This window comes from Amycolatopsis sp. NPDC039088 (genome assembly GCF_055598845.1).
Genome location: NZ_JBVKAE010000040.1, coordinates 1 through 14,206 on the forward strand (window position 1 = coordinate 1; position 14,206 = coordinate 14,206).

The 14,206-nt window shown below is 68.2% G+C and carries 10 protein-coding genes; 9 read left to right on the top strand and 1 reads right to left on the bottom strand.

The window, feature by feature from the left end:
* Positions 1-183: 183 nt before the first annotated feature.
* Complete coding sequence (locus ACZ7KI_RS35950) at positions 184-3,309, bottom strand: family 43 glycosylhydrolase (RefSeq protein ID WP_470277476.1); 3,126 nt, start codon at positions 3,307-3,309, stop codon at positions 184-186.
* A gap of 305 nt (positions 3,310-3,614) precedes the next feature.
* On the opposite strand from ACZ7KI_RS35950, the gene ACZ7KI_RS35955 reads away from it, so the two are divergent.
* From ACZ7KI_RS35955 to araA, 9 genes are all read left to right on the top strand, one after another.
* Positions 3,615-4,412, top strand: a complete 798-nt coding sequence (locus ACZ7KI_RS35955) for a hypothetical protein (RefSeq protein WP_470277477.1) — start codon at positions 3,615-3,617, stop codon at positions 4,410-4,412.
* 173 nt (positions 4,413-4,585) lie between these two features.
* Entirely contained in the window at positions 4,586-5,620 is a 1,035-nt protein-coding gene (locus tag ACZ7KI_RS35960; protein ID WP_470277478.1) for a LacI family DNA-binding transcriptional regulator, read from the top strand.
* Positions 5,621-5,747: 127 nt separating this feature from the next.
* Positions 5,748-6,677, top strand: coding sequence for an ABC transporter substrate-binding protein (locus ACZ7KI_RS35965; RefSeq protein WP_470277537.1), 930 nt, complete (start codon positions 5,748-5,750; stop codon positions 6,675-6,677).
* 35 nt (positions 6,678-6,712) lie between these two features.
* Complete coding sequence (locus ACZ7KI_RS35970; RefSeq protein WP_465506004.1) at positions 6,713-8,233, top strand: sugar ABC transporter ATP-binding protein; 1,521 nt, start codon at positions 6,713-6,715, stop codon at positions 8,231-8,233.
* On the top strand, positions 8,230-9,276 hold the full coding sequence (locus tag ACZ7KI_RS35975; protein ID WP_470277479.1) for an ABC transporter permease: 1,047 nt from the start codon (positions 8,230-8,232) through the stop codon (positions 9,274-9,276). Before ACZ7KI_RS35970 ends, ACZ7KI_RS35975 begins: the two co-directional genes overlap by 4 nt.
* Complete coding sequence (yjfF, locus tag ACZ7KI_RS35980; protein WP_470277480.1) at positions 9,273-10,259, top strand: galactofuranose ABC transporter, permease protein YjfF; 987 nt, start codon at positions 9,273-9,275, stop codon at positions 10,257-10,259. Before ACZ7KI_RS35975 ends, yjfF begins: the two co-directional genes overlap by 4 nt.
* A 66-nt stretch (positions 10,260-10,325) precedes the next feature.
* A complete protein-coding gene (gene araB / locus ACZ7KI_RS35985) occupies positions 10,326-12,008 on the top strand; it encodes a ribulokinase (RefSeq protein ID WP_470277481.1) in 1,683 nt (560 codons plus the stop codon).
* Entirely contained in the window at positions 12,005-12,691 is a 687-nt protein-coding gene (locus ACZ7KI_RS35990) for an L-ribulose-5-phosphate 4-epimerase (RefSeq protein WP_470277482.1), read from the top strand. The genes araB and ACZ7KI_RS35990 overlap by 4 nt, the downstream gene beginning before the upstream one ends.
* Entirely contained in the window at positions 12,688-14,193 is a 1,506-nt protein-coding gene (araA, locus tag ACZ7KI_RS35995; protein ID WP_470277483.1) for an L-arabinose isomerase, read from the top strand. The genes ACZ7KI_RS35990 and araA overlap by 4 nt, the downstream gene beginning before the upstream one ends.
* The last annotated feature ends 13 nt before the right edge of the window (positions 14,194-14,206 follow it).

Genomic DNA, 14,206 nt, shown 5'->3' on the forward strand with positions numbered 1-14,206 from the left:
TCAGGCCTGCTCTACCCCGGCTCGACCTTGATCAACGGAAGATCGGGGACATTGAGTGTCCCTGATCTTCCGTTGATCAAGCTCCGCCGCTGGTGTGCGGCCCGTGACAGTGCAGGAATAGTCGCCTGACCTGCAAGACCGCGACCCTGCCTTGAGCGTAGGGAAGGAGGCCTTCACGTCTACTTACGCCGGGCGGATCGGCCGTGGCGCGACGCCTTCGAGGGTCGGCACGACCGGCAGGATCCGGCCGTCCCTGGTGAACCGCAGCCGGTCGATGGCGGTCTCCCGGTGCGTGCCGTCACCGCCGGGGATGGCGAAGCGGTGGTAGGCGATGTACCACTCGTCCGTTCCCGGCACCCGCACCATCGAACTGTGCCCGGTGCCCTTGATCCCCAGCGAGAGGTCCTTGCTCAGGATCAGGCCGCGATTGGTGAACGGGCCGACGGGGCCGCTCGCCGTGGCGTACGCGACGCGGTAGTTCTCGCTGCGGGTGTCGTCGATGGACCAGCTCAGGTAGTAGGTGCCGTCGCGTTCGACCATGAACAGCCCTTCACGGAACCCGTCGAGTCCCGTGATGTGCTGGATCCGGCTCGCGTCGAAGGAGACCATGTCCTCGTTCAGTGGCACGACGTACGCCTCGCCATTGCCCCAGTACAGGTACGGCTGCCCCGAGCGGTCGATGAAAACCGCGGGATCGATCGCCTGGCCGCCGCCCGGGTTCTTCGCGATCAGCGGCTTGCCGGTGTCGACGAAGGGCCCGGTCGGGGAATCACTGACGGCGACACCGATCTTGGCCTCGGCGCAGAAGTAGAAGTAGTACTTGCCATTCCGCTCGGCGATCGTCGGTGCCCACGCGCTCTTGTCCGCCCAGCTCACGCCGGGGCCGAGGTCGAGTGCGACGCCGTGGTTCGTCCAGTCGACGAGGTTCTTCGAAGACCACACCGAGAACGTCGTACCGCTCCAGCTGTCGAAGCCGTCGGTGGTGGGGTACAGGTAATAGGTGTCGCCGAAGACGACGATGTTCGGATCCGCGTTCAATCCGGGAAGCGCGGGGCTGCGCATTTCCCGGGCTTCGACGGTCCAGACCCGCGTCTGCCCGCCCGGCGCGACGACCGTGTACTTCTTCGGACGGCTGAGGTCGACCGGGCGGCCGTCACCCGGAGCGATCTTCGCGCCGGGCGCGAGGGTGAACCGCGGGCTGAGCCGGCGCAGGTCGGTGCCGGGCCGCACCGGCAGCACGACCTTGCCGCCGCCCGCGTCGACGATCGCCGGCGCCTTGAGTGCGTCGAGTTCGACCGAGCGGATCAGCGTGCTGTTCGAGGGGAGCCCCGCGACCTCGGCCCCGGAGAGGGCCCGGTTGTACAGGCGGACGTCCTTCATTTTGCCCTTGAACGTCTTGTCCGCCGAGTAGACCGAACGGCCGAGGTAGTTCGCCGCGGTGACACCGCCGCCGAGGTCGGACGGCTTGATGGTGACCTTGTCGTTGCGCGCCACCTCGACGCCGTCGGAGTACAGCACGGCGCTGCCCCCGCCGACGGTGAGCGTGACGTTCTTCCACACCCCGCGCGGTAGCCCGCCGCTCGCCGCGGCGGCCTGTTCGGTGGTCCAGTTCCCGGTCGCTATCGCGCCCCGGAAGCCGCCGCCGTCGGTACCGCCGGTGGTGAAGAGGTACCCGTCCCCGGCGCCGGACGACCCGGTGTTGCCGAAACCGTAGAGGAAATAAGGAGCCTGTTGCTCCGGGTCGACGAAGACGTCGGCGGACACGGTGGCCGAGGCCGCGCCGTTGAGGAGGTTGTTCGGCAACTGCACGTGACCGGTCGTGCCACCGAACTCCAGTGCGCCGTCCGCCCACTTGACGTCACCCGCGAGCGCGCCGTCGTAGCCGTGACCGGTGCTGTCGGTGGCGGTCGTGCCGGTCTTGCCGTTGAGCGGCCACTGCGCGACGAGACCGTTCCGGTCGGCCTTCGCCGGCGCGGGAGGCGCGGTCAGCCTGTCGAGTTCGGCCTGGGTGACCGGGAGAACGGTGCCGTGGCGGGGTGACGACGGCAGCTTCGCACCCGCCGACATCGTCCACTTGCCGGACGCGAGATCGGTGGTCTCGAACGGGACGTAGCCGCGGCCACCGTACTCGTCGATGAACAGGTACCACTTGTCCTCGGTGTTGGACTTGAAGCCGGTCGGCCCCTCGCCGCGGTCGAGACCGGGATCGCCCCTGCCGATGCAGTCGGCGACGAAGTCGTAGGACGGGTCGAGCAGATCGGTCGACTTCTCCGCGGTGATGTACTTGCTGCACGGCGAGGACGACGTCGGATTGCGTTCGTCCTTGGTGAACCGGTAGTACGTGCCCTTGTCCTGGATGATCGTGGAGTCGATGACCGAGTATCCCGGGTCGATCCACACCTTCGGCTGGCTGAAGGTCACGAAGTCGCGTGTCGTCGCGTAGAGCATCCGGTTGTAGCTGTCACCGGTGTGCGCGGGGTCGTTCTCGGCGTAGAGCTTCGAGGCCCAGTAGACGACGTAGCTCCCGCGCTTGGCATCCCAGAAGGCCTCCGGCGCCCAGGTGTTGCCCGCCGTCGGCGGGGAGACCTGGACGCTGCGCTGACGGGACCAGCTGACCAGGTCGGTGGATTCCCACACCATGATCGAACGGCTGCCGGTGCGCTGCGCGGCGTCCCAGCCGCGGCCGTTGTGGATCTTGAGATCGGTGGCGAGGAGGTAGAACTTGTCGCCGTCGGGGGAGCGGAGGATGAACGGGTCGCGGACGCCCAGTTCGCCGAGGCTCGACCTGAGTACCGGCTTGCCATTGTTGAGTTCGGTCCAGTTCAGCGGGTCGTTGCCCTTGCTGGCGGCGGTGTAGATCTGTTCGCCGTCCGGGGTTCCTTCGCCGGTGAAGTAGAAGAAGCTGTAGCCCTTGAGCGGCTGCAGAGCCGGTTTCGCCGGCACTTTCGCGGTGAACCGCCGGGTCGCCATGTCCCGTCCGCTGGCGACGGTCGCCGTGAGCGTGACCGTCGTGGTGCCCGCCGCCGGCCTGGCGACCTCGCCGGTCGGCGTGATCACCGCGGGATCCGAGGACTGCCAACGGATCGTGGTGCCGCCCTGGCCGCTGCCGGGCAGGGTCAGGTTGCCGCGAACGTCGTCGATGCCGGGAACCGAAAGCGTGTTCGCCACTTCCCGGGCCTTGGCCTGGTCCGGTGTACCCGGTGGGCCGCCGGGGGACGTCGTGCCGGCCGACGCCGTGCCGACGCTCGCGATCAGTAGGGCCACCGTCGCGAAGAGGACGCCGGAACGGCGTGGACGCGAGGAGATCATCGTGGAGGGCTCCCTCGGGCTTCCTTGACCGATGAAAACTGTTAGCGTTAACAGTCTGTTCTGCATGCTGACGGTAGAACGGCGTCCCCTTTCGGTCAAGTGTGCGGCCCGTTCGATCGGTCTTCGCTTCCTTATCTGATACGGACCGGAGAACGGTTCGGTTCAAAGAGATTTCTCTTTTCTTTTTCCGGTCGGTTCCCTGGACAAAGCCGTGTTGACGAGGTCACGATATGCGCCGGTGAAGTCGGCGATCGCCGATTCATTGCCGCATTTATTTCCCTATTTACTCGACATTGGAGAGCGGTATGTCTCGAAGAGCAGGTGCCCATCGCGTTTCCCGGCGGACGAAGGTCGCGACCGGTGCCTTGGGGCTGGTCATCGCGGCCGGCGCGTTGATCGTGTCGACGGCAGCGGGCAACTCCGACAGCGCCGGTGCGGCGCAGGCGGCGGCCGGGATCGTGTGCCCGGACGTCGCGACCAAGTTGCCCGCGGTTCCGGCTCGCGCGAAGGCGGAGGTCGATCGGAACCTGGCACTGCTGGGGACGCAGATCGCGGAGGCCGAGCAGCGGCTGGCGTCTTCGGCCGGGCAGGGCGGGTCGAATTTCGTGCAGAACGCGATCCTCGGCCCGCTGGCGGACAAGCGGACCGCGACGATCGACCGGATCGCCATCGCGATCGGCCGGGTGGCGGCGAAACCGCAGGGTTTGGCGGAGCTCGCGCCCTGCTCGCTGGGCTCAGGCGGCGCACCGGGTACCGCAACTGCCACCGCGCCGAGCGCCGCGCCGTCCTCCAGTGCGGGCGGTGTCGGGGGAGCGGGCCGGATCGCGTGCCCGGACGTCGCGAGCAAATTGCCCGAGATCCCGGCCCGCGCGAAGACGGAGGTCGATCGGAACCTGGCACTGCTGGGAACGCAGATCGCCGAAGCCGAGCGGCGGCTGAGCACGTCGCAGGGTGAGGGCGGACCGAATTTCGTGCAGAACGCGATCCTCGGCCCGCTGGCGGACAAGCGGACCGCGACGATCGACCGGATCGCCATCGCGATCGGGCGAGTGACGGCGAAACCGCAGGGTCTGGGTGCCCTCGCGCCCTGCTCGGCGCGGTGATCTCCCGGCCGCCGGCGCGAACCGGAGCCGCCGAGTCCGGCTCCGCCGCGCGTTCGAACCGGCGGCCCGGCCCGTGACCCGACTGTGACTGAAAGTCCTCTTGACCCTGTCCGTGTTATCGCTAACACTTGCGGCACTCGTCACCCGGCGAGGGCTGCGATAGGAGACAGGCGATGGCACGCGACACCGTCGGCGAGGAGAGCAAGGTGCCCGCGGGCAAGCAGGCGAGCCTTACCGACGTCGCCGCGCTGGCGGGCGTTTCGCATATGACGGTCTCCCGGGTCATCAATGGCACCGGCCCGGTTCGCGCCGAAACCCGCGTCCGGGTCAACGCCGCGATCGAGCAACTCGACTATAGGCCGAACTCGGTCGCCCGCGCACTGGTCACCGGCCGCTCGGGCACGCTCGGTGTGGTCGCGCTGGAGGCCAACCTCTACGGCCCGGCCAGCACCTTGAGCGGAATCGAGCACGCCGCCCGCGAGGCCGGTTACGCGACGACCATAACCAGCATCAGCCGTCCTGGCCGGTCGTCCATCACCGACGCGGTGGAGCGGCTGCGGCGACAGGCCGTCGAAGGCATCGTCGTCATCGCCCCGCACGTCACCGCCGGGCGCGCTCTCGAAGCGGCGCCCAGCGACGTGCCGCTCGTCGCGGTCGGCGGCGGGAAGGACGCGCCGGTACCGGTGATCTCGGTCGACCAGTACGACGGCGCCCGCCGGGCGACCGAACATCTTCTCGGGCTGGGGCACGAGACCGTCTGGCATGTGGCCGGACCGGAAGACTGGCTGGAGGCACTCGACCGCGAGCGTGGCTGGCGGGAGACCCTGCAGCGGCGCGGCGCGCGGATCCCGCCCGTCGTGCGGGGTGACTGGAGTGCACGGTCCGGATACGCGGCGGGGCGATCCCTCGTCGGCGAAAAGGGACTGGACGCGGTGTTCGTCGCCAACGACCAGATGGCACTCGGCTTTCTCCGCGCCTGCACCGAGGCAGGAGTGAATGTGCCCGGCGAGGTGCGGATCGTCGGTTTCGACGACGTGCCGGAGGCGGCTTACTACACGCCGCCGCTGACGACGGTGCGGCAAGACTTCGTCGAAGTCGGCAGGCGCACGTTCGACCTTCTCCGCCGCCGGATGAACGGTGGCGAAGAACGGGCCCGTGACCTGGTGTCCCCTGAATTGATCGTGCGGGAAAGCACCGGCATCTCGTAGTGCCGGTGGCGGTTCCCATCGGGGGCTTCACCACCAAATGTTAACGCTAACTCAAATGATCAGTGCGGATCTAGGAGTCGATGTGGCAAGAAAACCGTGGACGGCGATCGTGGTCGGAGTGGCCGGGATGCTCGTGCTCACCGCTTGTGGCGGTGGCGGCGGTGGAACGGGTGACGGCGGCGCCATCACCCTCGGGTTCGCCCAGGTGGGCGCGGAAAGCGGCTGGCGGACCGCGAACACCAAGTCGATCCAGGACTCCGCGAAGGCGGCCGGGATCGAGCTGAAGTTCTCCGACGCGCAGCAGAAGCAGGAGAACCAGATCACCGCGATCCGGTCCTACATCCAGCAGAAGGTCAAGGTGATCGCCTTCTCGCCGGTCGTCGAGTCCGGCTGGGACACCGTGCTCAAGGAGGCGAAGACGGCGAACATCCCGGTCATCCTGACCGACCGGGCCGTCGACTCCCAGGACAAGACGCTCTACAAGACCTTCCTCGGTTCGGACTTCGTCGCCGAGGGCAAGAAGGCGGGCGAGTGGCTCTCGAAGGAGTTCGGCTCGGCCGCCGGCGACGTGAACATCGTCGAACTCCAGGGCACCACCGGCTCCGCGCCGGCGAACGACCGCAAGAAGGGTTTCGCCGACGTCATCGCGTCGAACCCCAAGTTCAAGGTCGTCGCGTCGCAGACCGGTGAGTTCACCCGCGCCAAGGGCAAGGAGGTCATGGAGGCCTTCCTGAAGTCCCAGCCCAAGATCGACGTGCTGTACGCGCACAACGACGACATGGCGCTCGGTGCCATCGAAGCGATCCAGGCGGCCGGGAAGGTGCCCGGCAAGGACATCAAGATCGTCTCGGTCGACGGCGTCCGCGACGCGTTGCAGGCTTTGGCCGACGGCAAGATCAACCACGTCGTCGAATGCAACCCGCTGCTCGGCCCGCAACTGATGGACCTGGTCAAGAAGGTCGCCGCCGGTGAGCAGGTGCCGCCGCGGATCGAGACCGCCGAAACCGAGTTCGACCAGGCGGCCGCCAAGGCCGCGCTGCCGCAGCGCCAGTACTGATCTCCCGCCCGCGTCCCCCCGAAACAAGGTCAGCGATGACAGAACCCCCTGCGATTCTGCGGATGAGCCACATCCGGAAGGAATTCCCCGGTGTGGTCGCCCTCGACGACGTCTCCTTCCGGATGTTCCCCGGTGAGGTGCACGCGCTGATGGGTGAGAACGGTGCCGGCAAGTCCACCCTGATCAAGGTGCTCACCGGCGTCTACGGGGTGGACGCGGGCACCATCGAACTCGCCGGGAATCCGGTCGCGTTCAGCGGTCCGGGGGAGGCGCAGCGATCCGGCGTCAGCACCGTGTACCAGGAAGTGAACCTCTGCCCGAACCTGTCGGTGGCGGAGAACATCTGCCTCGGCAAGGAGCCGCGACGGCGCGGCCGCATCGACTGGCGCGAGATGCGCCGCCGGGCGGCCGCGCTGCTGGCCAGGCTGGACGTCGAAGTGGACGTGTCGGCCGAACTGGGCCGTTGTTCGATCGCGGTGCAGCAGCTGGTCGCGATCGCCAGGGCGCTCGACGTCGACGCCCGCGTCCTCATTCTCGACGAGCCGACGTCCAGTTTGGACGCCGGCGAGGTCGAGCAGCTGCTGAACGTGGTGCGGTCGCTGCGGGAGCAGGGGATGGCGATCCTGTTCGTCTCCCACTTCATCGAGCAGGTCTTCGCCGTCGCGGACCGGATGACGGTGCTGCGCAACGGGAAGCTCATCGGCGAGTACCGCACCGAAGAGATCACCCCGGTCGACCTGGTGACCAGGATGATCGGCAAGGAACTCGAGGCACTCGAAGACATCGAGGACGCGGGCCACAGCCGGTCCGAGGTGGCGGGCGCCCCGGTGTTCCTCGAAGCGGACGGGGTGGGGCGCAAGGGCGGTGTCGCCCCGTTCTCGCTCGACATCCGCGAGGGTGAGGTCATCGGCCTCGCGGGTTTGCTCGGCTCCGGCCGTACCGAACTGGCCAGGCTGCTGTTCGGCGCCGACCACTCGGACAGCGGTTCGGTACGGATCAACGGCGAACCGGTGTCGCTGAAGACCCCGCGTTCCGGCCTCGACCGGCGGATCGCGTTCTGTTCGGAGAACCGCAAGACCGAAGGCCTCGTCGAGGAACTCACGGTGCGCGAGAACATCGTGCTGGCGCTGCAGGCCTCGCGCGGCTGGGCGCGGCCGATCTCGCGGCGGCGGCAGGACGAGATCGCCGAGCGCTACATCAAGGCGCTCGACATCCGTCCCGCCAACGCCGAGGCGAAGGTCGGCGACCTCAGCGGCGGTAACCAGCAGAAGGTGCTGCTCGCGCGCTGGCTCATCACCGAACCGCGGCTGCTGATCCTCGACGAACCGACCCGGGGCATCGACATCGGCGCCAAGACGGAGATCCAGCGGCTCGTCACCCAGCTTTCCGGCGAGGGCATGGCCGTGGTGTTCATCTCCGCCGAACTCGAAGAAGTGCTGCGGCTCAGCCACCGCGTCGCGGTGTTGCGCGACCGCGCGGTGGTAGCGGTGCTGGACAACGAATCCCTGACCGCCGAACGGGTCATGGCGACAATGGCGGAAGGAGTCGGCCGATGAAGGCACTGACCGGACATCGGTTGTTCTGGCCCGTGGTCGCGCTGCTGGCGTTGCTGCTGGGCGATCTCATCGCCCAGCCGTCGTTCTTCGCACTCGAACTGCGCGACGGGCATCTCTACGGGAACCTGATCGACATCCTGAAGAACGGGGCGCCGCTGATCCTCATCGCGATCGGCATGACCCTGGTGGTGGCGACGCGGGGGATCGACCTCTCCGTCGGCGCCGTGGTCGCGATCAGCGGGGCGCTCGCGTGTCTGCACATCAGCGGTCTCGGTGATCAGAACAGTCTCGGCGGGACCCTCGCCGCGGTCGGGATGGCGCTCGGACTGGCCGTCGCGCTCGGTGCGTGGAACGGCTGGCTGGTGGCGGTGCTGGGCATCCAGCCGATCATCGCGACGCTGATCCTCATGGTCGCCGGGCGCGGGATCGCGCAGCTGATCACCGGCGGCCAGATCATCACCGTCAACGCCCGGCCGTACGAGTGGATCGGCAGCGGGTTCGTCTTCGGCCTGCCGAGCGCGATCCTTCTCGCACTGGCGGTGTTCGCCATCGCTGCGGTGCTGGTGCGCCGCTCGGCGCTGGGGCTGCTGGTCGAGTCCGTCGGCGGCAACCCGGAAGCGGGCAGGCTCGCCGGTCTGCGGTCGGCACGGCTGATCTGGCTCACCTACGTCTTCTGCGCGCTCTGCGCCGGGATCGCCGGGTTGATGATCAGCGCGAACGTGCACAGCGCCGACGGCAACAACGCCGGGCAGTTCATCGAACTCGACGCGATCCTCGCCATCGTCATCGGCGGTACGCAGCTGACCGGCGGCCGGTTCTCGCTCACCGGATCGGTGATCGGCGCCCTCCTCATCCAGACGCTGACCACCACGGTCTACGCGCTCGGCATCGCGCCGCAGGCGATCATGCTGTTCAAAGCGCTGGTCGTGCTGGTGGTCTGCCTGCTGCAGTCGCCGGTGTTCCGCAAGAAGTTCGGCAGGCGGCGGAAGCCGCCGCCGCCCGCACCCATCGTCGCGCCGGAGAAGGTGGAGGCCGGGGTATGACCACCATGCTGACCCGTGTCAAGGAGTACCGGCCGCAGCGGCGGCATCTCCCGATCCTGGCGACGATGGCGATGCTCATCGGCGCGTACGTCTACGGCGCCTCCAGCTATACGGCGTTCGGATCCGGCCAGGTCGTGCTCGACCTGTTCATCAACAACGCCTTCCTGCTGGTGGTCGCCGTCGGGATGACGTTCGTGATCCTCACCGGCGGGATCGACCTGTCCGTCGGCTCGGTGGTCGCGCTGTCCACTGTGGTCTCCGCCGATCTGCTGCAGAACCAGTCCTGGCCGGTGTACGCGGTGATCCCGGCGGTACTGCTGATCGGCGCGGCGCTCGGTTTCGGGATGGGCGTGCTGGTCCACGTTTTCGAGATCCAGCCGTTCATCGCGACCTTGATCGGGATGTTCTTCGCCAGGGGGCTCTGCTACACGATCAGCACCCAGGCGTACTCGATCGATGACCCGACCGTCGCGAGCCTCGCGCAGACGCAGATCCCGCTCGGCCCGGAATTGCACATCTCGATCGGCGTGGTCGTCGCGCTCGTGGTGGTCGCCATCGCGGCGTACGTCCTCTACGGAACGCGGTTCGGCCGGACGGTGTACGCCATCGGCGGCAACCCGAAGTCCGCGCTGCTGATGGGGCTGAACGTGGGCCGCACGAGGATCGCGGTGTACACCCTCAGTGGGTTCTGCTCGGCGCTCGGCGGTCTGCTTTTGGTGCTGTACAAGTCCTCCGGTGACCCGCTGAACGGGGTCGGGCTGGAGCTGACCGCGATCGCGGCGGTCGTCATCGGCGGCACGCTGCTCACCGGTGGTTCCGGCTATGTCCTCGGCACGGTGCTCGGGATCATGGTGCTGGGCATCATCCAGACGCTGATCACCTTCGACGGCACGCTCAACTCCTGGTGGACCTCGATCATCACCGGAGCGCTGCTGTTCGCCTTCATCGTCCTGCAACGGCTCGCCGGGAGGCGGGCCACATAAAACTGCCACCGCCGTTCGCGGCGGCTTTCGACCAAGATTGTGAACGCTAACATCGCAGGAGCAGAAGTGAGTACAGGGGAACCGCTGGTCGTCGGCGTCGACTTCGGGACGCTGTCCGGCCGGGCCGTGGTGGTCCGGGTCCGTGACGGCGCGGAACTGGGCAGCGCGGTTTCGGAGTACCGCCACGGCGTGATCGACCGGGTCCTGCCGGAGACCGGACAGGCTCTGCCGCCGGACTGGGCACTGCAGGTGCCGTCGGATTACGTCGACGTCCTCCGCACCGCCGTGCCGGAGGCCGTCCGGGCCGCCGGAGTGGATCCGGCCGACGTCATCGGCATCGGGACCGACTTCACCGCTTGCACCATGGTGCCGACCACGGCCGACGGCACACCGCTGTGCGAACTGCCGGAGTTCGCCGGCGAACCGCACGCCTACGTGAAGCTGTGGCGGCACCATTCCGCGCAGCCGCAGGCGGACCGGATCAACGCGCTGGCCCGCGAGCGCGGCGAGTCCTGGCTGCCGCGCTACGGCGGGCTGATCTCCTCGGAGTGGGAATTCGCCAAGGCGCTGGAAGTCTTCGAAGAGGCGCCCGGGGTCTACGCGCGGATGCGGCACTGGGTCGAACTGGCCGACTGGATCGTCTGGCAGCTCACCGGCATCTACGTCCGCAACGCCTGCACCGCCGGGTACAAGGGGATCCTCCAGGACGGCCGCTATCCGGGCGTCGGCTTCCTCGAAGCGCTGGCACCGGGATTCGGGTCCTTTGTGGACGAAAAGCTCGCCCATCCGCTGGGCTCGCTGGGCGACAAGGCCGGCACGCTCAGCGCGCAGGCCGCCGAATGGACCGGCTTGCGCGAAGGGATCGCGGTCGCCGTCGGGAACGTGGACGCGCACGTCACCGCGCCCGCCGTCCAGGCGGTCGCGCCGGGGCAGATGGTCGCGATCATGGGCACTTCGACCTGTCACGTGATGAACGGCGCCGAACTGCGCGAGGTGCCGGGCATGTGCGGCGTCGTCGAAGGCGGGATCATCTCCGGGCAGTGGGGCTACGAGGCCGGCCAGAGCGGGGTCGGTGACATCTTCGGGTGGTTCGTCGAACACGGTGTCCCGGCGTCCTATGTGTACGACGCCCAGGAGGCGGGTGTCTCCGTCCACGAACTGCTCACCCAGCTCGCCTCGAAGCAGGAGATCGGTGAGCACGGCCTCGTCGCGCTGGACTGGCACAGCGGGAACCGCTCGGTGCTGGTCGACCACGAACTCTCCGGCGTCGTCGTCGGTCAGACGCTGGCGACCCGCGCCGAGGACACCTACCGGGCGCTGCTGGAAGCCACCGCGTTCGGCACCAGGACCATCGTGGAGACCTTCGAACGCGCGGGCGTTCCCGTCACGGAACTGATCGTCGCCGGTGGCCTGGTCAAGAACGAACTGCTGATGCAGATCTACGCCGACGTCACGAATCTGCCGCTCTCGGTGGCGGGGTCGGCGCAGAGTCCCGCGCTCGGTTCGGCGATCCACGCCGCCGTCGCCGCGGGCGCGCATCCGGACGTCCCCGCCGCCGCGGCCGAGATGGGTTCGGTGCGCCGCGCGGTCTACCGGCCGATCGCCGAGAACGTCAAGGCCTACGACGACCTCTACGCCGAGTACGCCGCGCTGCACGACTACTTCGGCCGCGGCGCCAACGACGTCATGCACCGCCTCGCCGCCCGCCGCCGCGCGATCGCGTCCGCCCGGAAAGGACAGCAACGATGAGCCTTGCCGCCGAGATCACGGACACCTTCGAGGAACTGCGCGACACCGTCGCCCGGTTGCACAGCGAACTGACCAGGTACGAACTGGTCATCTGGACCGCGGGCAACGTGTCGGCGCGGGTCCCCGGCCACGACCTCATGGTGATCAAGCCGTCCGGTGTCTCCTACGACGCGCTGAACGCCGACACGATGGTCGTCACCGACCTGCACGGCGAGGTCGTCCACGGTGACCTCGCGCCGTCGTCGGACACCGCCGCGCACGCCTACGTCTACCGGCACATGCCGGAGGTCGGCGGCGTCGTCCACACGCATTCGACCTACGCCACCGCCTGGGCGGCGCGCGGGGAGCCGATCCCGTGCGTGCTCACGATGATCGCCGACGAGTTCGGCGGGGAGATCCCGGTCGGGCCGTTCGCGCTGATCGGGGACGACTCGATCGGCCGGGCCATCGTCGAGACGCTCCGGTCCAGCCGGTCGCCCGCGGTACTGATGCGCAACCACGGACCGTTCACCGTCGGCCGGACCGCCAAGGACGCCGTCAAGGCCGCGGTGATGGTCGAAGACGTCGCCAGGACCGTCCACATCGCCTCCGCGCTCGGGAAACCGGAGCCACTGTCCGAAGAGGACATCGATCGGCTCTACGCGCGCTACCAGAACGTCTACGGCCAGCAGGGAGAGAAGTGAGCACACAGCGGAAGACCGAGGTCTGGTTCCTCACCGGGAGCCAGGCGCTCTACGGCGAAGAGACCCTGGAGCAGGTCGCGGGCCAGTCGTTGCAGATCCAGCGGATGCTGGCCGACGCGGGCCGTATCTCGGCCGAGATCGTCGCGAAGCCGGTACTCACCGAGCCGTCGGCGATCCGGCGGGTGATGCTCGACGCGAACGCGGACGACAACTGTGTCGGCGTGATCGCCTGGATGCACACCTTCTCGCCGGCCAAGATGTGGATCACCGGGCTGGACGCGCTGCGGAAACCGTTGCTGCATCTGCACACCCAGCTGAACGAAGCACTCCCGTGGCAGTCCATCGACATGGACTTCATGAACCTGAACCAGGCCGCGCACGGCGACCGCGAGTTCGGCTACATCCAGACCCGGCTCGGGGTGCCGCGCAAGACCATCGCGGGTCACGCGGCGGATCCGGCGGTGGTGCGGCGGATCGACGCGTGGGTCCGGGCGGCCATCGGACGCCAGACCCTCGGCTCGCTCAAGCTCGCTCGTTTCGGTGACAACATGCGCGACGTCGCGGTCACCGACGGGGACAAGGTCGAGGCGGAACTCAAGCTCGGCGTCTCCGTGAACACCTACGGCGTCAACGAACTCGTCGCACTGGTCGACGCGGTCCCGGACGCCGAGGTCGACACGCTGGTGGCGGAGTACGCCGACTCGTACGCACTCGCGCCGGAGCTGGCGAAGGGCGCGGAGCGGCACGAATCCCTGCGCTACGCGGCTCGTATCGAACAGGGCTTGCGCACCTTCCTCACCAGTGGCGGTTTCGGCGCGTTCACCACGAACTTCGAGGACCTCGGCGGTCTGCGCCAGCTTCCCGGTCTCGCCGTGCAGCGCCTCATGGCCGACGGTTACGGCTTCGGTGGCGAGGGCGACTGGAAGACGTCCGCGTTGCTGACCGCGGTGAAGGCGATGGGCCGCGATTCCGCGCTCGGAACGTCCTTCATGGAGGACTACACCTACCACTTCGGCCCTGGCGAACCGAAGATCCTCGGCGCGCACATGCTCGAGGTCTGCCCGAGCATCGCCGCCGCCCGTCCGTCGTGCGAGATCCACCCGCTCGGCATCGGCGGCCGCGAGGATCCCGTCCGGCTGGTGTTCGACGCCGCTCCCGGTGACGCCGTGGTGATCGGCATGGCCGACCTCGGCGACCGGTTCCGCCTGGTGGCCAACGAGGTCGAGGTCGTCGCACCGGACGAACCGCTGCCGAACCTGCCGGTCGCCCGCGCGGTGTGGAAGCCGGCGCCGTCGCTCGCGACGTCGGCGGAGGCCTGGATCACCGCGGGCGGGCCACACCACACGGTGCTCACCCAGGCGGTCGGCGCGGAATCGATCCGCGACCTGGCCACCATGCTCGAAGTCGAACTGCTGGTCATCGACCAGACGACGACGCCGGAGTCGATCGCGGACCGGATGCGCTGGAACCAGGCGTACTACCGGCTCGCACAAGGTTTCTGAGCGGTCCCCACCG